This is a genomic window from Frateuria hangzhouensis, assembly GCF_026410505.1.
Lineage (GTDB): Bacteria > Pseudomonadota > Gammaproteobacteria > Xanthomonadales > Rhodanobacteraceae > Frateuria_A > Frateuria_A hangzhouensis.
This window is the reverse complement of the sequence record NZ_JAPMIU010000009.1, coordinates 109,220-135,098: the sequence shown is the minus strand read 5'-3', so window position 1 is coordinate 135,098 and position 25,879 is coordinate 109,220. Positions and strand designations below refer to the sequence as shown.

23 protein-coding genes are annotated in these 25,879 nt (G+C 68.9%); 15 read left to right on the top strand and 8 right to left on the bottom strand.

Annotated features, from left to right (window positions below; translation table 11 throughout):
• Positions 1-48: 48 nt before the first annotated feature.
• The 5 genes from OSC30_RS11440 to OSC30_RS11415 all read right to left on the bottom strand — a co-directional run bounded on the left by OSC30_RS11440 (position 49) and on the right by OSC30_RS11415 (position 7,064).
• Positions 49-1,191, bottom strand: coding sequence for an OprO/OprP family phosphate-selective porin (locus OSC30_RS11440; protein WP_267171977.1), 1,143 nt, complete (start codon positions 1,189-1,191; stop codon positions 49-51).
• 218 nt (positions 1,192-1,409) lie between these two features.
• Positions 1,410-2,549, bottom strand: coding sequence for a hybrid sensor histidine kinase/response regulator (locus OSC30_RS16890; RefSeq protein ID WP_323374212.1), 1,140 nt, complete (start codon positions 2,547-2,549; stop codon positions 1,410-1,412).
• Positions 2,546-3,130 (bottom strand): chemotaxis protein CheB, encoded by a 585-nt coding sequence (locus OSC30_RS11425; RefSeq protein ID WP_267171976.1) that lies wholly within the window; start codon positions 3,128-3,130, stop codon positions 2,546-2,548. The genes OSC30_RS16890 and OSC30_RS11425 overlap by 4 nt, the downstream gene beginning before the upstream one ends.
• Positions 3,127-3,930 carry a CheR family methyltransferase gene (locus OSC30_RS11420; protein WP_267172025.1) on the bottom strand — a complete coding sequence of 268 codons (804 nt, stop codon included), beginning with the start codon at positions 3,928-3,930 and terminating at the stop codon, positions 3,127-3,129. The genes OSC30_RS11425 and OSC30_RS11420 overlap by 4 nt, the downstream gene beginning before the upstream one ends.
• 29 nt (positions 3,931-3,959) lie before the next feature.
• Complete coding sequence (locus OSC30_RS11415; RefSeq protein ID WP_425474745.1) at positions 3,960-7,064, bottom strand: response regulator; 3,105 nt, start codon at positions 7,062-7,064, stop codon at positions 3,960-3,962.
• A gap of 143 nt (positions 7,065-7,207) precedes the next feature.
• Here OSC30_RS11415 and OSC30_RS11410 point away from each other — a divergent pair, with 143 nt between their 5' ends.
• The 8 genes from OSC30_RS11410 (at position 7,208) to OSC30_RS11375 (ending at position 14,633) form a co-directional block, all read left to right on the top strand.
• Positions 7,208-8,119, top strand: a complete 912-nt coding sequence (locus OSC30_RS11410; RefSeq protein ID WP_267171975.1) for a peptidylprolyl isomerase — start codon at positions 7,208-7,210, stop codon at positions 8,117-8,119.
• 257 nt (positions 8,120-8,376) lie between these two features.
• Complete coding sequence (locus OSC30_RS11405) at positions 8,377-9,303, top strand: DMT family transporter (RefSeq protein ID WP_267171974.1); 927 nt, start codon at positions 8,377-8,379, stop codon at positions 9,301-9,303.
• 169 nt (positions 9,304-9,472) lie between these two features.
• Entirely contained in the window at positions 9,473-10,393 is a 921-nt protein-coding gene (locus OSC30_RS11400) for a 23S rRNA (adenine(2030)-N(6))-methyltransferase RlmJ (RefSeq protein ID WP_267171973.1), read from the top strand.
• Between the two features lie 66 nt (positions 10,394-10,459).
• Positions 10,460-10,972 (top strand): Slp family lipoprotein, encoded by a 513-nt coding sequence (locus OSC30_RS11395; RefSeq protein ID WP_267171972.1) that lies wholly within the window; start codon positions 10,460-10,462, stop codon positions 10,970-10,972.
• A gap of 118 nt (positions 10,973-11,090) precedes the next feature.
• On the top strand, positions 11,091-11,999 hold the full coding sequence (locus tag OSC30_RS11390) for a cation diffusion facilitator family transporter (RefSeq protein ID WP_267171971.1): 909 nt from the start codon (positions 11,091-11,093) through the stop codon (positions 11,997-11,999).
• A 250-nt stretch (positions 12,000-12,249) separates the two neighbouring features.
• On the top strand, positions 12,250-13,170 hold the full coding sequence (locus OSC30_RS11385; protein WP_425474748.1) for an aspartyl/asparaginyl beta-hydroxylase domain-containing protein: 921 nt from the start codon (positions 12,250-12,252) through the stop codon (positions 13,168-13,170).
• 58 nt (positions 13,171-13,228) lie between these two features.
• Positions 13,229-14,131 carry an RNA polymerase sigma factor SigJ gene (gene sigJ / locus OSC30_RS11380; protein ID WP_267171969.1) on the top strand — a complete coding sequence of 301 codons (903 nt, stop codon included), beginning with the start codon at positions 13,229-13,231 and terminating at the stop codon, positions 14,129-14,131.
• A 40-nt stretch (positions 14,132-14,171) separates the two neighbouring features.
• Positions 14,172-14,633 (top strand): carboxymuconolactone decarboxylase family protein, encoded by a 462-nt coding sequence (locus tag OSC30_RS11375; protein WP_267171968.1) that lies wholly within the window; start codon positions 14,172-14,174, stop codon positions 14,631-14,633.
• Between the two features lie 228 nt (positions 14,634-14,861).
• Here OSC30_RS11375 and OSC30_RS11370 read toward each other — a convergent pair whose 3' ends face one another.
• The 3 genes from OSC30_RS11370 to grxC form a co-directional block, all read right to left on the bottom strand.
• Complete coding sequence (locus tag OSC30_RS11370; protein WP_267171967.1) at positions 14,862-15,875, bottom strand: isocitrate dehydrogenase; 1,014 nt, start codon at positions 15,873-15,875, stop codon at positions 14,862-14,864.
• A 217-nt stretch (positions 15,876-16,092) separates the two neighbouring features.
• Positions 16,093-16,485: a carboxymuconolactone decarboxylase family protein gene (locus OSC30_RS11365; RefSeq protein WP_267171966.1), complete on the bottom strand. Its 393-nt coding sequence runs from the start codon at positions 16,483-16,485 to the stop codon at positions 16,093-16,095.
• Positions 16,482-16,745, bottom strand: a complete 264-nt coding sequence (grxC, locus tag OSC30_RS11360) for a glutaredoxin 3 (protein ID WP_267171965.1) — start codon at positions 16,743-16,745, stop codon at positions 16,482-16,484. Before grxC ends, OSC30_RS11365 begins: the two co-directional genes overlap by 4 nt.
• A gap of 128 nt (positions 16,746-16,873) precedes the next feature.
• On the opposite strand from grxC, the gene OSC30_RS11355 reads away from it, so the two are divergent.
• The 7 genes from OSC30_RS11355 (at position 16,874) to lpxH (ending at position 25,782) form a co-directional block, all read left to right on the top strand.
• Entirely contained in the window at positions 16,874-18,487 is a 1,614-nt protein-coding gene (locus OSC30_RS11355; protein ID WP_267171964.1) for a M48 family metalloprotease, read from the top strand.
• 166 nt (positions 18,488-18,653) lie between these two features.
• Positions 18,654-19,346: a phosphate regulon transcriptional regulator PhoB gene (gene phoB, locus OSC30_RS11350; protein ID WP_267171963.1), complete on the top strand. Its 693-nt coding sequence runs from the start codon at positions 18,654-18,656 to the stop codon at positions 19,344-19,346.
• Complete coding sequence (phoR, locus tag OSC30_RS11345) at positions 19,343-20,389, top strand: phosphate regulon sensor histidine kinase PhoR (protein WP_267171962.1); 1,047 nt, start codon at positions 19,343-19,345, stop codon at positions 20,387-20,389. The genes phoB and phoR overlap by 4 nt, the downstream gene beginning before the upstream one ends.
• A 105-nt stretch (positions 20,390-20,494) precedes the next feature.
• Positions 20,495-22,591: a polyphosphate kinase 1 gene (gene ppk1, locus OSC30_RS11340; protein WP_267171961.1), complete on the top strand. Its 2,097-nt coding sequence runs from the start codon at positions 20,495-20,497 to the stop codon at positions 22,589-22,591.
• 157 nt (positions 22,592-22,748) lie between these two features.
• Positions 22,749-24,263 (top strand): Ppx/GppA phosphatase family protein, encoded by a 1,515-nt coding sequence (locus OSC30_RS11335; RefSeq protein ID WP_267171960.1) that lies wholly within the window; start codon positions 22,749-22,751, stop codon positions 24,261-24,263.
• 104 nt (positions 24,264-24,367) lie between these two features.
• Positions 24,368-25,063: a peptidylprolyl isomerase gene (locus OSC30_RS11330; RefSeq protein WP_267171959.1), complete on the top strand. Its 696-nt coding sequence runs from the start codon at positions 24,368-24,370 to the stop codon at positions 25,061-25,063.
• Complete coding sequence (gene lpxH, locus OSC30_RS11325) at positions 25,063-25,782, top strand: UDP-2,3-diacylglucosamine diphosphatase (RefSeq protein ID WP_267171958.1); 720 nt, start codon at positions 25,063-25,065, stop codon at positions 25,780-25,782. The genes OSC30_RS11330 and lpxH overlap by 1 nt, the downstream gene beginning before the upstream one ends.
• The last annotated feature ends 97 nt before the right edge of the window (positions 25,783-25,879 follow it).

Below are 25,879 nucleotides of genomic sequence, written 5' to 3'. Positions count from 1 at the left end.
TGGCGGGCCGGCGTGGCGACGACGACGACCCGCCTGCCGGCCCGTCGCTCAGAAGCTGAGCTGGGCGCGCATCGCGTAGATGGTGGGATCCAGCGCTAGGTTGCCGCGGTCGCTGAAGGCGCGGATGAGGTTCGCCTGCAGCTTGAAGTGGTCGTTGACATACCAGTTCAGGCCGAGCGTCCAGTCGTGCTCGCGCCCGCCCAGCACGGCGCCGTTGTCCAGGTCCAAGGTGGCGTAGCGCAGGGCCAGTTCCAGCGCGCCCCAAGCGCGGCGTGGCGTGATGCCGCCGATCGAACCGGCCTTGTAGCCGCGCGACTCGCCGGTCAGCGCCCACGCGGCGGATACGTAGTAGCCGTGGCTGTGGAAGTCGCGCGCCGCGGGGCGGATCGCCTGCAATGCCAGCGCTTCGCCCTGCAACAGCAGCGGGCCATGGATCCAGGCGGCCTCGAAGCCCTGCCGGTCGAGCCGGTCGACGCCTTCGAGCGTGCCGGTGTCGATCAGGCGCACCGGCGTCAGGTTCACTTCCGGACGTGCGCGGATGCGGCCGGTGCGATCGTCGCGCAGCTCGCGCGAGGCGCTCAGGCCCAGGTGCACCACGTCGTGCCCGGCCAGCGGCGGGTTGTACACCAGGCGGCCGGCAAAGGTGCGGCCGGCCGCGTCGTCGTTGAGATCGTGGCGGGTGAAAAAGCCCACCTGGAACAACCATTGCGGGAGGCCCTGGTAGACCCAGTCGATGCCGACCCGGCGCCCCTCGTAGACCGCCTGCTCGGGCAGGCTGCGCTCCAGGAAGGTGAGATTGCCGGTGGACGTGTTGCCATCCTCCCAGCCCACCGGCGTCTTGAACTGGCCCAGGCGGAAACGGCCAGCGCGGGTTTCGGCGGCGAGGTAGTTGTCCACCCATGCATCGGCCTGGAAGTCGTAGCCGGCGTTGACCGTGAACACGCCCTTCTTCGTGACGTACAGGTTGATCTCCTGGCGCCGCAAGGCATGTGCATCCTCGAAGCGCTCGCTGCCGTCGGGCAACCGATCATCGGCGAACCGGTTGATGTCGTACTGGAACAGGCCTTTGACGCCGACGGTGACGCCGCTGTCCGAGGTCACGCTGGTCGGCCACGGCGTGGCGTCGTCCGCCAGCACCGGCGTGAGCGGTGCCCAGGCCGCCATCGCGATGGTCAGGATTGGCATGCGCATGATCGCTTTCCCGTCGAATGCAAGTCCGTGCCGCGGCGCGGCAGGCGCACATGGCGCGCCCGCTGTCCGTTGCGGCGCAGGAATATCACGGCATGGGTTAGCCGGCGCGCCATGCGACGTTCGCGCCCGGTAAAGCGGCGAGCACACGAAAAGGGAACAACTTGCCGCTTACCCGGGGCTGCGGCGGCACCGTGTGAAGTACGGCGCCGCCGGCCGTTTCAGGCGCCGATGCCACGCGGGATGGCCACCTCGAACAGGACGCCCGCCTCGGTATTGCCCACGCTCGCCTGCCCGCCGTGCGCCCTGACAAACTGGTCGACGATGTACAGGCCAAGCCCCAGGCCATCGCTGCGCCGATGGGCGCTCTTGAACGGCTCGAACAGGCGCGGCAACAGCTCCGCGGGCACCTGCCCGGCATTGCGCACGCCGATGCGCAGCGTGCGCGCGTCGCGACCGTCGACCGCCACCCGCACCGGCGTTTCGTCGGTGCCGTGCACGATCGCGTTGCCGAGCAGATTGGTCAGTACCTGCACCATGCGGTCGGTATCGAAGCGGCCCTGCAGCGAACCTTCGGTGGACAGTTCCACGCGCGCCTGCGGATGGGCCTGGCGCAGCTCCGTCACGGCCGTCCGGGCGATCTCGCCCATGTCGCCTTCGCGCCATTCCAGCTGCAGTACGTCGGAGCGGATGCGCGAGAAGTCGAGCAGTTGCCCGACCATGCGCGCCATGCGATGAGCGCTCGCTTCCAGGTGGCCAAGGGTCTTGCCCAGCGGGCCATCGCCGGCTTTCTGGCGCAGCGAATCGGCACACAGGGTGATCACCGACAGCGGCGTGCGCAGGTCGTGGGTGAGCACGGCGATCATGGTTTCGTTGAGCGTGAGCGCGCGCTCCAGCCGGTCGTTGCGCGCACGCAGCTGCAGGCGCTGCTGGTACAGCTCGATGAAGACGTTGACCTTGCCACGGATCACCCGCGGGTCGATCGGCTTGTGCAGGAAGTCCACCGCACCGCTTTCGTAGCCCTTGAACGAGCGCACCGGGTCGCTGGGCGAGGCGGTGAGGAAGATGATCGGCACGTCGCGCGTGCGCTGCGAGCCGCGCATCAGCTCGGCCAGCGCGAAGCCATCCATTTCCGGCATCTGCACGTCGAGCAGGGCCAGCGCCACGTCGTGTTCGAGCAGCAGTTCCAGCGCCTCGGCACCGGAGCCGGCCTTGAGGATGTGCACGTCCTCGCGCCGCAGCAGCGCTTCCATCGCCACCAGGTTCTGGGGGATGTCGTCGACGATCAGGAGATTGACCGTCGGCGGCCTGTCGTCGTTCGACGCCGGAGCCAGGGCCGGGTCTGCGCTGGATGGTTTCATGATGGGACTGCCAGGCGATTACAGATGTCTTGCAAGCTCAGTACCGCGTCGGCGCCGGCATGGGCGAGGGCCGAGGCGGGCATGACCGGCGCGGCGGCGTCCTCCGGACGCTGGATCCAGGCGATGCCGCCGGCGTGGCGCACCGCGGCCACCCCTTCGCTGCCGTCGGCACTGGCGCCGCTGAGCAGGATCGCCAGCAGGCGGCGCGAGAACACCGCCGCGGCGGAGGCGAACAGCGGATCGATCGCCGGGCGCGAGAACAGCACCGGTTCGTCCACGGACAGCGCCAGGCTGGTTTCGTCCTCCACCAGCAGGTGGTAATCCGGTGGCGCGAACACCACGGCGCCGGGCTCCAGCGGCTGCTTGTCCAGCGCCTCGCGCACCGGCAGCGCGCAGTACTGGCCGAGCAGCTCCGGCACGCGGCTGGGACGATCGCGCGGCAGATGCAGCACCACCAGCACCGGCACGGCAAAGTCGGCCGGCAGCACCGACAACAGCTCCTGCAGGGCGCGCAGGCCGCCGGCGGAGGCGCCGATCACGATCGCATCGAAATCCCGGCGCAGGTCCGTGACGGCGGTCATGCGGCCACCTTGCGGTACAGCCGCTGGGCCGGCACGAATTGTTCGAACTCCCGCGCGTGGGTACCGAACTGCAGCGATTCCTTGCTGCCCAGGCCCAGGAAGCCGCGGTGCACCAGCGCGTCGCGGAACAGGCCCACGGCGCGGTCCTGCAGGTCGCGGTTGAAATAGATCAGCACGTTGCGGCACGACACCATGTGCACTTCGGAGAACACGCTATCGGTGGCCAGGCTGTGGTCGGCGAACACCACCTGCTTTTTCAGCCGGCGGTCGAACACCACGCCCTGGTAGGCGCTGGTGTAGTAGTCCGACAGCGAGGCCCGCCCACCGGCGGCCAGGTAGTTACGGCTGAACTGGGCGACGCGGTCCAGCGCGAAGGTGCCGGACTCCGCGGCCTGCAGCGCCTCGGGGTTGATGTCGGTGGCGTAGATCAGCGCGCGTTCCAGCAGCTCTTCCTCGGCCAGCAGGATCGCCAGCGACCACACTTCCTCGCCGGTGCTGCAGCCGGCCACCCACAGCTTGATCGACGGGTAGGTGCGCAGCACCGGTACGACGTGCTCGCGCAAGGCCAGGAAATACCCCGGGTCGCGGAACATCTCCGAGACCTGCACGGTGAAGTACTGCAGCGCCTGTGCGAACAGGTCCGGCTCGTGCAGCAGGCGATGTTGCAGGTCGCTGGGACGCGCGCAATCGAAACGCGCCATCGCGTGGCGCATGCGCCGGCGCAGCGAGCTGACCGCGTAATCACGGAAGTCGTAGTGGTAACGCAAATACACCGCTTCCAGCAGCAACCGGACTTCCATGTCGAACAGTTCGGTTTCCTGGTCGCGCGTCACTTCGGGCACCACACCCGGCACAGCGAGACCAGCTTTTCCACGTCGATCGGCTTGGCGATGTAGTCGTTGGCGCCCGCTTCCAGGCAGCGCTCGCGGTCGTCGCTCATCGCCTTGGCGGTGAGCGCGATGATCGGCAGGCTGGCCCACTGCGGTTGTTCGCGGATGGCGCGCATGGCGGCCAGCCCGTCCATCTCCGGCATCATGATGTCCATCAGCACCAGGTCGACCTCGCGTTGCGCCAGTCGCTCGAGTGCCTCGCGCCCGTTGCGCGCGATCTCCATCTTCACGCCCAGCGGCTCGAACACGCTGGACAGGGCGAAGATGTTGCGCACGTCGTCCTCGGCCAGCAGGATCGTGCGCCCGTCCAGCATCGCATCGCGCTGGCGCGCACGGCGCAGCAGGCGCTGCTGGTCCGGCGGCAGCGACGCTTCCACGCTGTGCAGGAACAGCGTGACCTCGTCGAGCAGCCGTTCGGGCGAGCGCGCGCCCTTGATGATGATGGTCCTGGAGTAGCGCCGCAGTTGCTGCTCCTCGTCGCGGGTCAGCGCGCGGCCGGTGTAGACGATCACCGGCGGGAAGGCGACCGCGTCGCTGGCGGCCATGTGCTCGAGCAGGTCGTAGCCGGTGCCGTCGGGCAGCGCCAAGTCGGTGACCATGCAATCGAAGGTGGCGCTGGACAACTGCGCCAGCGCGTCGGCCACGGTGCCGACGGTCTCGATCTCCAGCTCGTCGCGGGCAAGCAGCAATTTCAGGTTGTCGCGCAACTGCGCGTCGTCTTCGACGATCAACAGGCGGCGCACGGTGCGCTGCTGGCGGTCTTCGAGTTGCCGGATCGCGTCGACCAGCATCTCGCGCGTGGTCGGCTTGAGTACGTAGCCGACCGCGCCCAGTTCGAGCGCGACCTGGGTGCGTTCCAGCGCGGACACCACGTGTACCGGAATGTGGCGGGTCAGGGGATCGCGCTTGAGGCGCTCGAGCACGCTCAGGCCGGAAACGTCGGGCAGTCCGATGTCCAGCAGGATGCCGCCGGGCGAGAACTCCTGCGTCAGCCGCAGCGCTTCCTCGGCCGTGCCCGCGACCACGCAGTCGAAATCCAGTTCGTGGGCCAGGTCGAGCAGCGCCTGGGCGAACACGGGGTCGTCCTCCACGGCCAGGATCAACCGGCCCGGACGGGTGCGGCGGCCGCGGTCGTCCGGCACGATCGGCCGGCCTTCCGCGACCGTGGCGAGCGGCATGGGGGCGGCCACCGGCGCGCCTGCCGGCGGCATCGCCGGGACAGCGGCGGGCGCGGCGCCCGACCGCGGGGCCGGCACGGACTCGGCGCGGATTTCCAGCGGCAGCTCCAGCGTGAAGCAGCTGCCACGGCCCGGTTCGCTCTGCACGGTGATATCGCCGCCCATGCGCTGGGCCAGCTCGCGCGAGATCGACAGGCCCAGCCCGGTGCCGCCGAAGCGACGGCTAGTGCTGCCGTCGGCCTGGCGGAACGCTTCGAAAATCACGTCCTGCTGCTCGCGCGGGATGCCGATGCCGGTGTCGCACACCACGAAGCGCACGCGGTTCGGTGCCGCGCATTCGACGCGCAGGGAAACCTGGCCGGACTCGGTGAACTTGATCGCGTTGGCCAGCAGGTTGCGGAGAATCTGCGACAGTCGCTGCGCGTCGCCGGTGATCTGCGCCGGCGCGTCGGGCAGGCTTTCGGCGACGAACGCCAGGCCCTTCTGCCGCGCGAGCGGATCGAAGGTTTCGCGCATGCGCTCCAGCGCCGCGGGCAGCGCGATCGGCTCGGCGGCGATTTCGACGTGGCCCGCCTCGATCTTGGACAGGTCCAGGATGTCGTTGATCAGCGCCAGCAGGTCGTTGTTGGAGGCGTGGATCGCCTGGGCGTACTTGACCTGTTCGGAGGTCAGCGTCGCCTCCTTGTTGTCGGCCAGCAGCTTGGCCAGGATCAGCGAGCTGTTGAGCGGCGTGCGCAACTCGTGCGACATGTTGGCGAGGAATTCGGACTTGTAGCGGCTGGTCGCCTCCAGCGCGGTGGCGTTGCGTTTGAGCTCGGCCTGCGACCGTTGCAGCGAGAGCTTCTGGCGTTCCAGGTCCTGCGTGCGCTCCTCCAGCGCCACGTTGGTCTGCTCCAGCTCGGCCTGCTGGGATTCGAGCGTGACCTGCGACTGCTGCAGCACGCGACTCTGCTCTTCGAGTTCCTCGTTGGCGACGCGCAGTTCTTCCTGCTGGGTCTGCAGCTCCTCGCCCTGGCGCTGGGTTTCTTCCAGCAGCTCGGCCTGGCGTTGGCGGTATATCGCCGTGCGCATGGCGACGCCGATGGTCTCGGCGCTCCGGGACAACAGTTCCTCGGCCGCACCGAACGGATCGTCGTGTGCCAGTCGCCCCAGTTCGATCGCACCCATCGGCGCGTCGTCGGCCGTGATCGGCGCCAGCAGCAACTCGGCTGGTGCGCTGCGGCCCAGGGTCGAGGACAGCGGCAGGTGGCCCGCCGGCACGTCGCCCAACCGGCGTGCGTGCCCTTGCTGCAGGGTTTCGCCGAGTAGCCCGTCGGCGCGGCCGATCCGCTCGGGGTGGCCGTCCGCCAGCGCCACGCCACCGGCCAGCACCAGGTGATCGCCATCGAGGCGATACACCGCGCCGACCTGGGCACCCAGCGCCTGGCACAGCACGCGTACCGCGTTGGCCGCCAGCTCGGCGGGCGATTGCTCGCCACGCAACGCCACGGCCAGAGCGTTCTGGCCCTGCTGCAGCCACAGCATCCGCGCCGCTGCGTGCCTGGCGCGCAGCGCCTGCCACGCGACCACGGCGATCGCCCAGCAACTGGCCGCACCGATCACCCGGTTGACCAGTGGCAGCACCGAGCCGAGGCCTTCGGGCGAATACATCGCCCCGACCGCCAGCAACACCGTGGACGCGGCGGCCGCAACGAAGGGCGCATGGACACGCGACTGGAACAGGGTCAGCCCGGTCGCGACGAAATACAGGCACCACACGGCGTAACCCAGCGGCGTACCGAGGTCGATGCCGAGCGTGAGCAGCAGCAGGACGGCGACCAGGGCGCGCACGGCGCGCTCGCGCAGGAGCATGGTGTCGGGTTTCATGGGCCCCCTTTGGGCATCAGGCGACCTTCTATCCTAGCCAAAGCAGCCAGGCGCTGTTCGGCACCTGGCTTCGGCGCCGCCCGCATGGGCGGCGGCAACCCGATATGCTTCGTCCCTCATCCATGTCTGTAGGGGACCCACGCATGCGCACGATCCTCGCGTTCACGCTCGCCAGCCTGCTCGCCCTGCCGGCATGGGCCGACGAGGCCAAGCCCACGCCCACCACCAAGGAGCTGCTGGCCCGATCGGCGCCGCAGGAATGGCGCACGCCGGATCCGGCCAACCTGCTCGACATGAAGCTGCCCGGCGGTCACGTGCTGATCGAACTGGCGCCGGATTTCACCCCGCTGCACGCGGCCAACATCCGCACGCTGGTGCACGAGCATTACTTCGACGGGCTGGCGATCGTGCGCGTGCAGGACAACTTCGTCACCCAGTGGGACGACCCGGCCGCGGACGACGAGGACAAGGCCCACATCAAGCCGCTGGGCAGCGCGAAGAAGACCCTGCCGCCGGAGTACACGCGCGCGATCGATCCGAAGCTGGAATGGACGCCGCTGCCTGACGGCGACGTGTATGCGAAGGAAGTGGGCTTCTCCGAAGGCTTCCCGGTAGCGCGCGACCCGGCCAGCGGCCGCGAGTGGATCACGCATTGCTACGGCACGGTCGGCGTGGCGCGCGACGTGGGCCCGACCACCGGCAACGGCAGTGCGCTGTACGCGATCATCGGCCAGGCACCGCGCGGGCTGGACCGCAACCTGGCCGTCGCCGGGCGCGTGATCGACGGCATGGAACTGCTGTCGGGCCTGCCGCGCGGCCCGGCCCCGATGGGCTTCTACGCCGACAAGGCGCAACGGGTGCCGATCGAGTCGGTGCGCCTGGCCGCCGACCTGCCCGCCGCGGAGCGCCCGAAGATCGAGGTGCTGCGCACCGACAGCGCCACCTTCGCGAAGCTGATCGAGGCCAAGCGCAATCGTCGCGACGCGTTCTACACGAACCCGGCCGGCGCGATCGACCTGTGCAGCATCGCCATTCCTTCGCGCGTGAAGAAGTAATGCGGTAGCACCTGCCACGGCGGGCTCCGCCCTTTTCCGCGAGCAGGACAAGATTCCAGCCTCGTATCCGAAGCTCTTGTAGGAGCGCCCTTGGGCGCGACCGTGTGGCTTGGCCACGGCACCACGGTCGCGCCCAGGGGCGCTCCTACACAGATGCGGCCCCGCCAGCCACCTGGGGTCGCCCGGCGCGATGAGGCGGCCACCGCGCCAGCCCGCGTCCGCCTACAATGCGCCCTCCCCCACGCGCGACCGCCCCCATGCAAGCCATCAGCAAGGCCCGCCTGCAGATCCACTTCTGCGTGGTGTTGTGGGGCTTTACCGCGATCCTCGGCAAGCTGATCACGCTGCCGGCGGCGGCGCTGGTGTGGTGGCGCATGCTGCTGGTGGCGGTGGCGCTGCTGGCGACCCCGAGGGTATGGCGCGGGTTGCGCGCGATGCCGGCGCGGTTGCGCTGGGCGTATGCGGGCATCGGCGTGCTGGTGTCGCTGCATTGGCTGACCTTCTACGCGGCGATCAAGCTTTCCAACGCCTCGGTCGGCGCCACCTGCATCGCGTTGGGACCGGTCTTCCTGGCCTTCGTGGAACCGTGGATCGCACGCCGCCGCTTCGACCCGCGCGAGCTGCTGCTGGGCGTGGCGGTGGTGCCGGGGGTGGCGCTGGTGGTCGGCGGTGTGCCTCGATCGATGCTGTTGGGGCTGGTCGTGGGCGTGGCCTCGGCATTGCTGGTGGCTCTGTTCGGCGCGTGCAACAAACGGATGGTCGAGCATGGCGATCCGCTGACCGTGACCTGCCTGGAACTGGGCACCGGCACCGTGTTCCTCACCCTGCTGGTGCCATTGCTGCCGCATACCGGCGCAGCGTTCGCGCCGCCAGGCCTGCGCGACGCGGCCCTGCTGGTGCTGCTGGCGTTCGGCTGCACGCTGCTGCCCTTCGCGCTGGCGCTGGTGGCGCTGCGCCACCTGAGCGCCTTCGGCACCCAGGTGGTGACCAACCTGGAGCCGGTCTACGCCATCGTGCTGGCGGTGGTGCTGCTCGGTGAACAGCGCGAGCTGGCCTGGCCATTCTACCTGGGCGTGGCGGTGATCCTGGCGGCGGTGTTCGTGCATCCGTGGCTGAGCCGGTGCAGCGAAGCGCCGCAGCCGGAGCTGCTCGCCGTGAGCGAAGCGCACAACAGCACCGATTAGCCGACCTCATTTTGCATGCGGCTGTCGTAGGAGCCCACTTGTGGGGGATGCCTTCGGCGGCGCGAAGACGTAAAGCATCGCCCTCAAGTCGGCTCCTGCAGAATTTGCCGGAAGCTCCGGGTCGCTGCAAAGGCACGGGAAACGCCGGCCCGGCCTCTATACTCGCGCGATGAACTATCGCCACGCCTACCATGCCGGCAATTTCGCCGACGTCCTCAAGCACGTCGTGCTGTCCGCGCTGCTCGACGCGCTCAAGGCCAAGCCGACGCCATTCACCGTGATCGACACCCATGCCGGCAGCGGCTGCTATGCGCTGGAAGGCAAGGAAGCGGAAAAGACCGGCGAATGGCGCGAGGGCGTCGGCCGCCTGCTGTTTCCGGACGTCGGCCCGCACGCCAGCGCGGGCGGCACGCTGCCGCCGCTGCTGCGGCATTGGCTGGACGGCCTGCTGGCACTGCCGGGCAACGAACAGGGGCTGAAGCTCTATCCCGGCTCGCCGTTGCAGGTGGCCCGGGCCCTGCGCGACACCGACAGCGCGCAGCTGTGCGAGCTGCACCCGGAGGAAGCCGCGCGCCTGCGCGAACTGCTCCACCACGACAAGCGCATGCACGTGCACCAGCGCGACGGCTACGAGGCGCTCAAGGCGCTGCTGCCGCCGAAGGAGAAGCGCGGGTTGGTGCTGATCGATCCGCCCTACGAGGCGCAGGAGGCCGAGTACCGACTGATCGAACAGGCGCTCAAGGCCGCGCTGGTGCGCTGGCCCACCGGCGTCTATGCCGTGTGGTACCCGATCAAGCAACGCAGCCAGGTGCAGCCGTTCCTGCGCTGGCTCGGCCACTGCGGCGCGCGCCGCGTGCTGCGCGCCGAGCTGCTGGTGCACCCGGACGATTCGCCGCTGCGGCTGAACGGTTCGGGCATGGCCATCGTCAATGCGCCGTGGAAGCTGGACGACACCCTGCGCGAGCCGCTGCGCGCGCTGGCGCGGCTGCTCTCGCAGGAGCGCCCTGCCGAATGGCGGCTGGATTGGTTGGCCGAGGAAGGCACCAGGCCACCGCCCTCGCCACTATTGCGTTCACACGGCCGCCGCTAAGCTCGCTGGGGACCGCGGTGGCGTTCCGCCGCATCTCTCCATTTTTTGTCAGGTCAGGAGCCCGCCATGCGCATCCGCCTTGCCTCGCTGATGTTCCGCTCGCTCGTACCGGCCACGTTGCTGGCGCTGGCCGCCTGCGCCCCCGCGCCGATCTACAAGGCCTCGGCCGACGCGGTCACCGCGCCGCCGTTCCAGGTCGCGCAGTCGCCCGAGCAGTTCGCCAACGGCCAGGTGATCTGGGGCGGGCGCATCGTCACGGTGGCCAACCTGGCCGACCATAGCGAGGTGGAAATCCTCGCCTATCCGCTGGACGGCTCGCAGCGGCCCAAGGCCAACGACAGCGGCAACGGCCGCTTCATCGCGGTGATGCCCGGCTACGTCGAATCGCTGGATTACCCGGCCGGCGGCCTGATCACGGTCAGCGGCCAGCTCAACGGCAGCCGCGCCGACAAGGTCGGTCAGGCCGACTACGTGTTCCCGCTGGTGCAGGTGAACCAGTCGCACGTGTGGACCGCCGACGAGATGGGCAAGGGCAAGAACAACTTCCACTTCGGCGTGGGCGTGGGCGTCATCCGGTGAGGGATAACCGTTCGCCCTGAGCGTAGGCCCGAAGGGCCGAAGTCGAAGGGCCTGCCCCACCGGTTCGCCCGACCCGCCACCTGGCCTAAACTGACCGGCCATTCGCAGGAACCTACGCATGTCTGGCCACGCCAACTCGCTCAAGGCGATCTTCCTCGCGCTCGGCGCCAACTTCGCCATCTTCATCGCCAAGCTGGTCGCCGCCTTCCTGACCGGTTCGGGTGCGATGCTGGCCGAGGCGGTGCATTCGCTGGCCGACTGCGGCAACCAGGGCCTGTTGCTGCTGGGCATGCGCCAGGCCAAGCGGCCGCCGTCGGACGAATACCCGCTGGGCTGGGGCCGCGCGCTGTACTTCTGGTCGTTCCTGGTGGCGATCCTGCTGTTCAGCGTGGGCGGCATGTTCTCGGTCTACGAGGGCGTGCACAAGCTCAGCCATCCCGAGCCGCTGAAGTGGCCGTGGCTGGCGCTGGGCGTGTTGCTGTTCGGCATCGTCGCCGAGGGCATCTCCATGCGCGGCTGCATGCAGGAGGTCAACAAGGCGCGCGGCGAGCAGAACCTGTGGACGTGGTTCCGGGAGACGCGCTCCAGCGAACTGCTGGTGATCTTCGGCGAAGACCTGGCGGCGCTCATCGGCCTGTTTCTGGCCGCGCTGGCGGTAGGCGCGACCATGCTCACCGGCAACCTGTTGTTCGACGCGGCCGGTACCATCGCGATTGGCGTGTTGCTGGTGGTGGTCGCGGTCGCGCTGGCGATCGAGGTCAAGGCCTTGCTGATCGGCCAGGGCGTGGAACCGCGCCGCCGCGCCGAACTGCATGCGTTCCTGCAGAACCGGTCGGAGGTGGCCCAGGTGCTCAACCTGATCACGCTGCAGATGGGTGCGGACGTGATGGTGTCGGTCAAGGCCAAAATGGAGCCGTGCGCGAGCGATCGGGCGCTGATCGAGGCGATCAACACCGTCGAGCGGGCGATGAAGGCGCAGTTCGCGGAGATTCGCTGGAGCTTCTTCGAGCCGGATGTGACGGATTGATCGCGTCCTGCTTCCTCTCCCGGAGAGATGAGCCGGATCACGTAGGGTGGGCTTCAGCCCACCATGGATCCCCATCAGAGCCGGTGGGCTGGAGCCCACCCTACGAGGTTGCTTCCTGGCTTTGCTTCCTCGTTCGCTGCCTGTCTCCTTCGGAGAGACGGAGCGAAAGCCCGCTCCGTCCAGACGCCCGCGCCAGCGTAGAATAGGCCGCCCCGTCCGCGACCCAGCCCCCATGATCCTCACACCGCGCCTGATCGTCCTGCTGCTGCTCCTGCTGTTCGCACTGTGCGTGCTGCTGGTGCATCTGCGCGGTCGGGCGCGGCTGCGCTTCGATCGCCAGCTGGTCGACCATTCGGCGCTCTTCGCGCCGTACAACCTGCTGATGTACGCCTTCTCGGCGGTACCGGCGCGGCCGATCCTGGACCGCCGCGGCTTTCCCCAGCTGGACCTGCTGCAGGCCAACTGGCAGACCATCCGCGAAGAGGCGCTGCAGCTGTTCGACGAAGGCCATATCCGCGCTGCGCAGAAGCACAACGACGCCAGCTTCAACAGCTTCTTCAAGCAGGGCTGGAAGCGCTTCTACCTCAAGTGGTACGGCGAACCGCTGGCCTCGGCCGAGGCCTTGTGCCCGAAGACGGTCGCGCTGCTCGAAGCCATTCCCAGCATCAAGGCGGCGATGTTCGCCACGCTGGCGCCACACAGCAAGCTCAACCCCCACCGCGACCCCTTCGCCGGCTCGCTGCGCTACCACCTGGGCCTGATCACCCCCAACTCGCGCGACTGCCGCATCTTCGTCGACGGCGAAGAACACGCCTGGGGCGACGGCAAGGACGTGGTGTTCGACGAAACCTACGTGCACTGGGTGGAAAACAAGACCGACCAGACCCGCGTGATCCTGTTCGCCGACGTCGAGCGCCCGCTGCGCACGCGCTGGATGAGCGCCATCAACCACCGTGTCGGCGCCTTCATGGGCCGGATCACCGCCTCGCCGAACGCCGACTCGGAGAAGGTCGGCTTCGTCAACCGCATGTACGCGCTCAACCAGCGCGGCCGGGAGCGCAGCAAGGCCTTCAAGCGGCGGCATCGGAAGCTTTTCCGCGGGCTCAAGTACGCCGGCATCGTGTTGTTGATGTGGCTGGTGTTCCTGGCGCCCTGGCCGCTGGTGCGCTGAACGGTCACGTTGCGCCGGCCCGGCGCGTCCTGAACGTATCCCCCCGGAGAAAACCCCCATGGATACCCAGACCGCGCTCTTCCAGCAGCACCGCCCTCGCCTGTTCGGGCTGGCCTACCGCATGCTCGGCACCCCCACCGACGCCGAGGACGTGCTGCACGACGCCTGGCTGCGCTGGCACGCACAGGACATCGACGCACTGGACGAGCCGGAAGCCTGGCTGGTGACCGTCACCACGCGCCTGGCGCTGGACCGCCTGCGCCGCGCCAGGACCGAGCGCGAACACTACACCGGCCCCTGGCTGCCCGAGCCGCTGGTGCCCGATGCCGAACAGCCGGAGGCGGAGCTCGAGCGCGGCGAGACGCTCACCCTGTCCTTTCTGCTGCTGCTCGAACGGCTGAGCCCGGAGGAGCGCGCGGCGTTCCTGCTGCGCGAGGTATTCGACTACAGCCATGCCGAGGCCGCCGCGATCCTGGGCATCGCCGAGGATGCCTGCCGCCAGCGCGTGCATCGCGCCAAGGCGCGCCTGCGCGAGGGGCGGCCACGCTTCAATGTCGATGCCCGTGCGCAGCGGCGCATGCTCGAGCGCTTCGTCGCCGCCATGAGCGAGCCCAGCCTGGACGCGCTGCGCGCGCTATTCGCCGAGGATGCGATCCAGATCAGCGATGGCGGCGGCGTGGTCCGCGCCACCCTGCGCCCGCTGTACGGCGCCGAGCGGCTGGCGCGGCTGTATCTGCAGATCGCCAGCAACCTGGGCCGCCGCTACCGGCTGCGCTACGAATTGACCACCCTCAACGCCGCTCCGGCGCTGCTGATGTGGACCGGCGACACGCTCAGTTCGGTCCTCTGGCTCGACTGCGATGGCGAGCGCATCACCTCGATGCACTCGCTGCGCCATCCCGGCAAGCTTCGGCGCCTGCTGGCCGTCACGAAACCGGCGGCTGCCGCGTCCTTGCACTGAACGGCCACTCCGGCCGCTTTTCCGTCCAAGGAGATTTGCCATGACCCGTTTTGCCATCCAGCGCCACTACGCCGCCATGCAGCCGCTGGTCACGATCACCCAGAACATCCACAAGGCCGCCCGCCTGGAACCTGCGCTGATCGAGCTGGTGCTGATGCGCTGCTCGCAGATCAACGGCTGCGCCTATTGCCTGGACATGCACAGCAAGGACGCCCGCGCCGCCGGCGAGACCGAGCAGCGCCTGTACGTTCTGCCCGCCTGGCGCGAGACCACGCTGTTCAGCGAGCGCGAGCGCATCGCCCTGGCCTGGGCCGAGGAGCTGACCGAGCTCGACTCGCACGAAGCGGTGTCCGACGCGCTCTACGAGCAGGCCCGGCAGCATTTCGACGAGGAAGCGCTGGTCGACCTGACCCTGCTGGTCGCCACCATCAACAGCTGGAACCGCATCAACATCGCGGCGCGCACGATCGGCGGAAGCTACAAGGCCGGCGCCCACAAGTGATCCGGCATCTGCCGCTTCGGCGATGCTTGCGGCGGAGGGCGATCCAGCTGGCACTCCGACCGGGTTGAAAAGCCCCATCCGCCTCCGGCACCTTCCCCGCGTCGTCGGGGCAGGTGCCCACAGGCAGATGCAGGCAGCCGAAGCGAGCGGCCCGCGCTTCCCGGCACCCAAAAAACGAAACGGCCGCGGTCGATGCCGCGGCCGTCGTCGAGCGCATCCAGCCGGGGATCAGCCCTTCGCGCGCCGTGCGATCGCCTCGCCGAAGCTCTGCGTGTTGCCCTTGCCGCCCAGGTCCGGCGTGACCTGGTCATGGTCGTTGGCCATGGTCTCGCGGATCGCATTGCGCAGGCGGGTGCCCTTTTCGACCATGCCCAGGTGATCGAGCATGTCGGCCGCCGCCAGCAGCAGCGCGCAGGGGTTGGCGATGCCCTTGCCGGCGATGTCCGGCGCCGAGCCATGCACCGCTTCGAAGATCGCCGCGTGCTCGCCGATGTTGTCGCCCGGGGCCAGGCCCAGCCCGCCGACCAAGCCGGCGCACAGGTCCGAGATGATGTCGCCGAACAGGTTGGTGGTGACGATCACGTCGAACTGCTCGGGACGCATCACCAGCTGCATGCAGGTGTTGTCCACGATCATCTCGTTGAACTCGATCTGCGGGTATTCCTTGGCGATCTCGCGCGCCACGTTGAGGAACAGCCCCGAGGCGGTCTTGATGATGTTGGCCTTGTGGACGGCGGTGACTTTCCTGCGGCCCTTCCTGACAGCCATCTCGAAGGCGTAGCGCACGATGCGGCTGGCACCCTTGCGGGTGTTGCGCACCAGCGAGGTGGCCACCTCGCCGTCCTCGGACAGCGTCTGGCCCTCGGCCAGGTAGGCGCCCTCGGTGTTCTCGCGCACCGTGATGATGTCGATGTTCTCGTAGCGCGCCCTGGTGCCCGGGAAGCTGGTGGCCGGGCGTACGTTGGCGTACAGGTCGAAATGCCGGCGCAGGGTGACGTTGATCGAGGTGAAGCCGCCGCCGATCGGCGTGGTCAGCGGCCCCTTGAGCGCAACCTTGTGCTCGGCGATCTTGTCCAGCGTGGCCTTGGGCAGCAGGTCGCCTTGCTTCTCCAGCGCCACCATGCCGGCTTCCACGAAGTCGTAGCTCAGGCCGCAATCCAGCGCATCGAGCACGCTCAGGGTGGCGGTCATGATTTCCGGGCCGATGCCGTCGCCCGGGATCACGGCGATGGTTTTGCTCATGGGAGACTCCTGATCTGCTGCGTGCGGCGGGTTGGCGCACGCCAAATACCGTCAATTATCGCCCATGCGCCCAACAACTGGCAGCAGGCAGGACCCGCCAGGGCGTTGCAAATCCTCGCACGGAGCATTGCGGTTCATCGCACCCCGGGCGCGTAGGGTGGGGCTTCAGCCCACCGCAACCCGCCGGGACGGTGGGCTGAAGCCCACCCTACGTTGCTTACGCGTGGTTGCTGCAGGCGGCGGCGTCAGCCTGCCCGCCTTCCAACTGGTCGAGGAAATCCACCGCCCGCCGCAAATGCGGGATCACGATCGAGCCTCCCACCACCAGGCCCACGCTGAAGGTCTCGAAGAACTCCTCGCGGGTGACGCCGGCCTCCTTGCACTGCGCCACGTGATAGCTGATGCAGTCGTCGCAGCGCAGCACCATCGAGGCGACCAGGCCGAGCAGCTCCTTGGTTTTCACGTCCAGCGCGCCGGGCTTGTAGGTTTGCGTGTCCAGCGCGAAGAAGCGCCGCACGACCTGGTTGTCTTCGGCCAGGATGCGCTCGTTCATGCGCTGGCGGAAGGCGGTGAATTCCGCCAGGCGGTCCTTGCTCTTGTCCTCGCTCATGCGGCCTCGCCCAGCAGTTGCTTGAGCCTGCCGCTGCGGTCGGCGGCGACCAGGTCGTCGTAGCCGCCCACGTGCTGGTCGTTGATGAAGATCTGCGGCACGGTACGGCGGCCGCCGCTGCGCTGGAGCATCAGGTCGCGCTGCGCCGGATCGGCGTCCACGCGCACTTCGTTCCACTCGAGCCCCTTTGACTTGAGCAGGTTCTTGGCCGCTACGCAGTACGGGCACACCGCCGTGGAATAGACCTCGATCTTGGGCATTGCTTGGGACTCCGGATGGCTTGCAACTGGCCCTTCACATGGGGCGTCCGGCGCCCGTTTGCAAGCCAACGGGCGATGAACCGACGCCGCCGCGGGCGGTCTGACAGTGATGTTATTGTCGCCCACCTATGGCCATGGCACCACGACCCGCCCCCCGTCTGCTGACCGCACTGGTCACCGCCTGCCTCGCCTTCGGCGCCGGTGCGCAGGAAGACATCAGGCTGCCGGACCTGGGTAGCTCGGCCGACGCGCTGATCTCACCGCAGGACGCCCAGGACTACGGCGCGGCCATGCTGCGCCAGATGCGCTCGCTGGACATGGTGGTGGAAGATCCGCTGCTGGACGATTACGTCAACGACCTCGGCTACCGGCTGGTGGCCGGCAGTGACCAGCCGAAGGGCCATTTCACCTTCATCATTGTCAAGGACCCGCAGATCAACGCCTTCGCTGCACCGGGGGGGTACATCGCGGTCAATTCCGGCCTGATCGAGATCACCCGCGAGGAAAGCGAGCTGGCCGGCGTGATCGCCCATGAGATCGGCCATATCACGCAGAACCATCTGCAGCGCGCGTTCGAGGCATCAAAGAAGGATGCCCCGCTGATGGCGCTGGTGCTGCTGGGCGCGATCGCCGCGGGCGCCAGCTCGCACAGCGGCGATTCGCCGATGGCGGTGCTGGCCGCCGGCCAGGGGCTGCTCGCGCAGCGGTCGATCAACTTCACCCGCAAGGACGAGGTCGAAGCCGACCGCGTGGGCATCCATACCCTGGCCAACGCCGGTTTCGACCCGCGCGCCATGGCCGGCTTCTTCGAGCGCATGCAGGACACCCTGCGCGCCGGTTCCGGCGGCGCCGACGTGCCGGCGCTGCTGCAGACCCACCCGGTCACGCTCGCGCGCATCAGCGACGCCAAGTCACGCGCCAGCGCGCTGCTGGATGCGCAGAAGCTGCGCCCGAGCGGCTCCACGCTGGTGCACGGCGACTGGGAAAAGACCACCGCGCCGATCGCCTACGTCAGGGATCCGACCACGCTGCTGGCCGCACCGCCCAAGGACGGCCTGGATACCTACGCGCTGATGCGCGAGCGCACCCGCGTGCTGGCCGGCGACGCCTCCAAGTTGATCCAGTATTACAGCGCCAGCTTCTCCACGCCCGGCTTCGACACGCCCGCCCATCGTTACGGCTACGCGCTGGCACTGATCCGCGGCAGCTACGGCGCGCAGGCGATCGCGCAGCTCGAGCCGCTGCTGGCGGCCCATCCGGACAGCCTGGTCCTGGACCTGGCGATGGCCGACGCCCAGTTGCAGGAAGGCCTCCGCGCCGAGGCGCTGGCCCGCTACGCCCAGCTCAACTCGCGCTCGCCACGCAACCGCGCAGTCGCACTGGCCTACGCCAAGGCATTGACCGCCGGCGGCGACACCGCCCAGGCCGGCACGGCCGCCGCCCTGCTTCGTCCATTCCTGGACAACGCCGACGAGCCGGACATCTATCGCAGCTACGCCCGCGCCAGCGACAAGGCCGGCGACCGCGTGCGCGCCGGCGAGGCTTACGCCGACGCCAGTTACCTTTCCGGCCGTCCGTTCGATGCGATGGAACAGCTCAAGCGACTGCTCAAGCGCGACGACCTGGACTACTACGCCCGCGCGCGCATCCAGTCGCGCATCGCCGACCTCACCCCACTGTTGCTGGAGCTGCGCAAACGCAAGATCCAGACGGCCGACAACCCGGACGGACGCAGCCAGTAGCCGCCGCTCTATGTAGGAGCCCGCTTGCGGGCGATGCTTTTGTCTGGGCTCGGCATCAGAACAAGAGCATCACCCGTAAGCGGGCTCCTGCAGAGAGCCAGGGTTGTCATCCCCACGTAACATTGCCCCGCTGCAATACGCCCGTCACCGCCCAGGCGCCCATCGCGTGCACAAACGCATCCTCATCGTCGAAGACGAAGCCTCCATCCGCGACATGGTCACCTTCGCGCTGCACAAGGCCGGCATGGAGGCCATGCAGGCGGCCGATGCACGTGCCGCGCAGCTCGCCATCGCCGAACAGGTACCCGACCTGATCCTGCTCGACTGGATGCTGCCGGGCATGAGCGGGCTGGAACTGGCCAGGCGCCTGCGCAAGGAGGAACTCAGCCGCGAGATCCCGATCATCATGCTCACCGCGCGCGGCGAGGAGATGGATCGCGTCAACGGACTGGAAGCGGGCGTCGACGACTACGTGGTCAAGCCCTTTTCCACCCGCGAGCTGATCGCGCGCATCAAGGCCGTGCTGCGCCGCAGCCAGGGCGACGACGGCAGCGGCATGGTCGAACTGGGCGGCCTGCGCATCGACGGTCCCGCGCACCGCGTGTTCGCCGGCGAGGAGCCCGTGCCGATCGGCCCCACCGAATACCGCCTGCTGTACTTCTTCATGACCCACCCCGAGCGCGTCTACACCCGCGCGCAGCTGCTCGACCACGTCTGGGGCGGCAGCGTGTACGTGGAGGAGCGCACCGTCGACGTGCACATCCGCCGCCTGCGCAAGACGCTCGAACCCTGGCAACTGGACGCGATGGTGCAGACCGTGCGCGGCGCCGGCTACCGCTTCTCGGCAAGCGCCCCGTGACCCGACGCGCCCGCCGCCTCGCCGTCACCCTGCACGATCTGCGCGATGCCGCCGACAGCCTGCCCGACGCGATCGTGCTGCTGGACGAAGCCTGGCGCGTGCGCTGGTTCAACCGCGCCGCCGAAACGCTGCTGGGCCTGCGCCGCGGCAAGGATCGCGGCGTGCTGCTGTCCGAGCGCCTGCATGGTTCGGACCTGGCGGCCTGGCTGCGCGCGGGTGCCCGCGCGACCCTGCACGACGTGCCCGCCCCGGGCCGGCCCGGCGACCATCTGGACGTCTCTGTACAGCCGTTCGGCCGCCGCCAGCGGATGCTGCTGGCCCGCGACATCAGCCCGCTGACCCGGCTGGAACAGATACGCAGGGATTTCGTGGCCAACGTTTCGCACGAGCTGCGCACGCCGTTGACCGTGATCCACGGCTACCTCGAACTGCTCGACCCGGAGGATGTGCCCGCGCTGGCCCCGGTGCTGGCCGAAATGCGCGCGCAATCCAAGCGCATGGGCCAGATTGTCGAAGACCTGCTCACCCTCTCGCGGCTGGAAACCCAGGAACACGTTGTCGACGAGCGCGTGCCGATGGCCGGGCTGCTCGCCACGTTGCGCAGGGAAGCCGATGCGCTCAGCCAGGGCCGCCACCAGGTCACCCTTCGGGCCGACGCCGACTGCGACCTGCTCGGCTCGCCCAGGGACCTGCACAGCGCGCTGTCCAACCTGGTCAGCAACGCCGTGCGTTACACCCCCAGCGGCGGCCACATCACCATCGGTTGGCAGCGCACGGCCGACGGCGCGACCTATGCGGTGACCGACACCGGCTACGGCATCCCGGCCAGCCACCTGGCGCGGCTGACCGAGCGCTTCTACCGGGTCTCCTCCAGCCGCTCGCGCGAAACCGGCGGCACCGGCCTGGGGCTATCCATCGTCAAGCACGTGCTCAACCTCCACCAGGCGCGCCTGACCGTGGAAAGCACGCCGGGCCAGGGTTCCACCTTCGCCTGCCATTTCGGGCCCGAGCGTCTCCTGCCTGCCGAACACGGCCCCCGGTAGGGTGGGCTTCAGCCCACCTTCCACCATGGTGGGCTGAAGCCCACCCTACTTGGATGCGCGGCCCCGGGGTGTACTTGGCCCCGGCATCGTCCAGAATGGGTGCCCATGGCCCGCAAACTCCCGCAAACCGCCACTGCGATCGCCGACCTGACCGCGCCGGAGCTCTACCTGAGCCGCGAACTGGCGGCGCTGGAGTTCAACTTCCGCGTGCTGGCGATGGCGCGCGACGCGCATGTGCCTCTGCTGGAACGGCTGCGCTACCTGAGCATCGTGGCCAACAACCTGGACGAGTTCTTCGAGGTACGGGTGGCGATGCTCAAGCATCACCACGCCTACGGCTCGGCCGCGCCAGGGCCGGACGGACTGCCTTCCGGCGAGCTGCTCGCGCGCATCCGCGCGCGCGTGCTGGATCTGGTCACCGAGCAGTACGCCACCTGGCAGGACCAGCTCAAACCGCAGCTCGACGCGGCCAACATCCATTTCCTCACCCGCGACAAGTGGACGCCGGTGCAGCGGCGCTGGCTGCAGGGTTATTTCGAGCACGAGGTGCTGCCGGTGCTCTCGCCGCTGGGCCTGGACCCGGCGCACCCGTTTCCGCGCATCCTCAACAAGACACTCAACATCGCGGTGGTGCTGCAGGGCCGCGACGCGTTCGGCCACGAGGGCCACATGGCGCTGGTGCGCGCGCCGCGCTCGCTGCCGCGCATCGTCAGGCTGCCGGCGGAGGTGGGCGGCGGCGGCGACAACTTCGTGTTCCTGGCCGAACTGCTGCAGGCCTTCGTCGATCTGATGTTCGCCGGCTTCAAGGTGGTCGGCTCCTACCAGTTCCGCGTCACCCGCAACAGCGAGTTGATCGTGGAGGAAGCGGAGGTGGAGAACCTCGCCCGCGCGCTCAGCGAGGAGCTGCTGGGCCGCGGCTACGCACGCCCGGTGCGGCTGGAGATCGCCAACGACTGCCCCAAGGCGATCACCGCGATGCTGGTGGCGAACTTCGAACTGGACGCATCGGACGTCTACCGTTGCGATGGGCCGGTCAACATCATCCGCGCGGGCGGCATCTACGAGCACCTGGACCGGCCGGAACTGAAGTTCCCCCGCTTCGTGCCCTGCCTGCCGGCGGCGATCGGGCCGGGCACCAACCTGTTCGAGCTGATCGGGCAGCGCGACGTGCTGCTGCACCATCCGTACGAAAGTTTCGCCGCGGTGGTCGACCTGTTGCGCCAGGCCGCCACCGACCCGAACGTGCTGGCGATCAAGCAGACGCTCTACCGCGCCGGCGAGGACACCCCGCTGGTCGATCTGCTGGTGGAGGCCGCGCGCAACGGCAAGGACGTCACCGTCGTGATCGAGCTGCGCGCGCGCTTCGACGAGGAGGCCAACATCCGCCTGGCCACGCAGCTGCAGGAAGCCGGCGTGCAGGTGGTCTACGGCGTGGTCGGCTACAAGACCCACGCCAAGATGATGCTGATCGTGCGCCGCGAGGCCGACGCGCTGCACCGCTACGTGCACCTGTCCACCGGCAACTACCATCAGGCCAACAGCCGCATGTACACCGACATCGGCCTGATGACCGCCAACCCGGAGATCGGCGAAGACCTGCACAAGGTGTTCCAGCAGCTCTCCGGCCTGGGCTCGGTGATCAGCCTCAAGCGCCTGCTGCACTCGCCGTTCACGCTGTACAAGAGCGTGGTGGCCAAGATCCAGCGCGAGACCGCCCACGCGCAGGCCGGGCGGCCGGCGCGCATCGTGGCCAAGCTCAATGCGCTGAACGAATCGCACGTGATCGAGGCGCTGTACCGCGCCTCGCAGGCGGGCGTGGAGATCGATCTGATCGTGCGCGGCGCCTGCACGCTGCGGCCCGGCCTGCCGGGCATTTCCGAGCGCATCCGCGTGCGCTCGATCGTGGGACGCTTCCTGGAACACAGCCGCGTGTACTGGTTCGCCAACGACGGCAAGCCGGAGATCTACTGCGCCAGCGCCGACTGGATGGAGCGCAACCTGATGCGCCGCATCGAGGTTGCCTTTCCGATCATGGACCCGGCCCTGGCCAAGCGCGTGTTCGACGAGACGCTGGCCAACGGCCTGGCCGACAACACCCAGGCCTGGCTGCTGGGCAGCGACGGCCGCTACACGCGCGCCACCCCCGGCGACCAGCCGCCTCACTGCGCGCAGCAGACCCTGCTCGCGAAGATCTGCGCATGACCCTCGCGCCAGGATTCCCTGCAGAAGCCCACTTGCGGGCGATACTCCCGGTTTCGGGCCGCGACCAGCGCAGTGGCGCCGGCCACAAGCGGGCTCCCGCGAAGAGCGCAGGGTTACGCATGGCAAAATCCCTGTTTCGCCCGACCGGAATTCCCGCGTGACCACCGAGCCCGTACCCATCCAGGATGGCGAACTGATCGCGGCCGTCGACCTGGGCTCGAACAGCTTCCACATCGTGGTCGCACGCATGGAACACGGCGAGCCACGCGTGATCGACCGCCTGCGCGACAGCGTGCGGCTGGCCGCGGGCCTGCGCTCGGACGGCACGCTGGACGCGGCCCACCGCGCGCGCGCGCTCGCCAGCCTGGCCCGTTTCGGCCAGCGCATCGAAAGCCTGCCCTCGGCCAACGTGCGCGCGGTGGCGACCAATACCGTGCGGCGGCTGGCCTCGCCGCACAGCTTCCTGGGCGCCGCCGAGGCGGCGCTGGGACATCCCGTGGAAATCGTCTCCGGCCGCGAGGAAGGTCGGCTCATCTTCCTTGGCGTAGCGCACGACCTGCCCGCCTCGCGCGAGCCGCGACTGGTGATCGACGTGGGTGGCGGCAGTACCGAGTTCATCATTGGCCGCGGCCTGGCGCCGCTGCATACCGAGAGCGTGCAGGCCGGCTGCATCGCCTCGACGCTGCGCTTCTTCCCCGGCGGCCGGCTGACGGCCAAGCGCTGGCAACGCGCACGCAGCGAGGTCGGCGTGTTGCTGCAGCAGTTCGCCGAGGATTTCCGTGAATCGGGCTGGCAGGAGGCCTACGGCTCTTCCGGCAGCGCCAAGGCGGTCGACGCGGTGGTCCAGGCGATGGGCCTGACCGACGACGGGATCACGCAGGAAGCCCTGGCCGAGTTGCGCGAGGCCGTACTCGAGCAGGGCCAGATGGACCTTTTGCGCCTGCCCGGGCTCACCGAGGAGCGCGCGCCGGTGTTCGCCGGCGCGGTGGTGATCCTGGAGGCGGCGTTCGAGGCGCTGGGCATCGACCACCTGCGCGTCTGCGAAAGCTCCATGCGCGAGGGCCTGCTCTGGGATCTGCTCGGGCGCGCCGGCGGCAGCGATCCGCGCACCGACAGCATCGATGCGCTGGCCACGCGCTACGGCGTCGACCGCGCGCAGGCACGCCGCGTGGAGCAGACCGCCCTGATGCTGTTCGACCAGGTCGCGCGGCCCTGGAAGCTGGATGCCGAGGCGCGCGAGTGGCTCTCCTGGGCCGCCCGCGTGCACGAGATCGGCTTGGCCATCGCGCACAGCCAGCATCACCACCACGGCGCCTACATCCTGCGCCACGCCGACCTGGCCGGTTTCTCGCGACAGGAACAGCAACTGCTTTCGGCGGTGATCGAGGCACACCGGCGCAAGCCGGCCAAGGCGCTGATCACGGTGCTGCCACAGCGCTACCGCGCGCTGGCCCGCCACATCACCGCGCTGCTGCGCCTGGCCGTGCTGTTCCGTCGCGGCCGCCGCCCCGAATCGCTGCCACTGCTCAAGCTTGGCGCCACCAGCCACCGCCTGCGTCTGGCCATTCCGGCCAGTTGGCTGGACCAGCACCCGCTGACCGAGGCGGACCTGGAGCAGGAACAGGCGCCGATGGCGGAGCTGGGGCTGACGCTGGAGATCCAGCGCACCTGATCCGGGCCCTGCCTGGCTGCGCTTCGCGTCCGCTGGATCGCCGTGCTTCAGCGCATGCAACGCCTCCGCGTATCATGCCGTCATCCCATACAGGTTCCGCACGCATGTCCCGACTCCTGCTGGCCCTCCTGCTGTTCCTGCCGCTCGGCCTGGCCGCCCAGACGGCCGCACCGGCGTCGACCGCCGGCGCCACGCCGCCCGCCCCGGGACCGAAGGTGCTGCTGCACACCAGCGTGGGCGACGTCACTGTGGAGCTGTATCCGGACAAGGCACCCAAGAGCGTGGCCAACTTCCTGCAGTACGTGAAAGACGGCTTCTACGACGGCACGGTGTTCCACCGCGCGATCGCCGGCTACCTCGTGCAGGGCGGCCTGTATACGCGCAACCTGCAACCGAAGCGCACGCACCCGGGCATCGCCAGCGAGGCCGACAACGGCCTGTCCAACCTGCGCGGCACCGTGGCGGTGGCACGCGGGGCCGACCCCGGTTCCGGCACGGCGCAGTTCTTCATCAACCTGGTGGACAACCGCCGCCTCGACTACGCCGGCAACCAGAGCGGCCTGACCTGGGGCTACGCGGTATTCGGCCGGGTGGTCGAGGGCATGGACGTGGTCGACAAGATCGCCGCGCTGCCGACCCGCGGCCAGGGTCCGTTCGCCGCCGACGTACCCCAGCCGCTGCCGGTGATCGAAAGCGCACGCGTGGTCGGTGCGCAAGCGCCTGCATCGGCCGCCAGTGCCCAGGCGCCGGCCAAGGCCGCCAGCGCCGCCAAACCGGCCGGCAAGCCCAGGGGCCGCTGATGGCCAGCCTGTTCATCGCCGACCTGCACCTGGACGACAGCCGTCCGCACATCACCGCGCTGTTCGAGCGCTACCTCGCCGGCGACGAAGTGCGGCAGGCGGACGCGCTCTACATCCTAGGCGACCTGGTCGAGGCGTGGATCGGCGACGACGATGACGCCGAACTGCCCGCGCGCATCGCGCGCGCCACGCGTGCCGTACGCGCATCGGGCCGGCCCGTGTATTTCATGCCCGGCAACCGCGATTTCCTGCTCGGCCAGGACTACGCCGAGCGCGCCGGCCTGACTCTGCTGGAGGATGGCGTGGTGCACGACCTGCACGGCCGCCCCACCCTGCTGATGCACGGCGACACGTTGTGCACCGACGATATTGCCTACCAGACCGTGCGCCGCCAGGTACGCACGCCCGAGTGGAAGGCCAACATCCTGGCGATGCCGCTGCAGGCGCGCCGAGCGTTCGCCGCCAAGGCCCGCGCCGACAGCCGCGCACACACCGGCGCCACCATGGAATCGATCATGGACGTCAACGCCGACGCGGTGGCTCAGGCGATGCGCGGCGCCGGCGTCACCCGCCTGATCCACGGCCACACGCACCGGCCGGCCGTCCACGATTTCTCGCTCGACGGCCAGGACGCGCAGCGCATCGTGCTGGGCGACTGGTACGAGCAGGGCTCGGTGCTGCGCGTGGACGCGGACAACCTCGATCTGCGGAGCCTGTAGGGTGGGCTTCAGCCCACCGCCCCCTGCCGCACCGTGCATGGCGGGCTGAAGCCCACCCTGCGGTCTCGGGCGGGGTTGCCGGCTTCGGCTACCATTG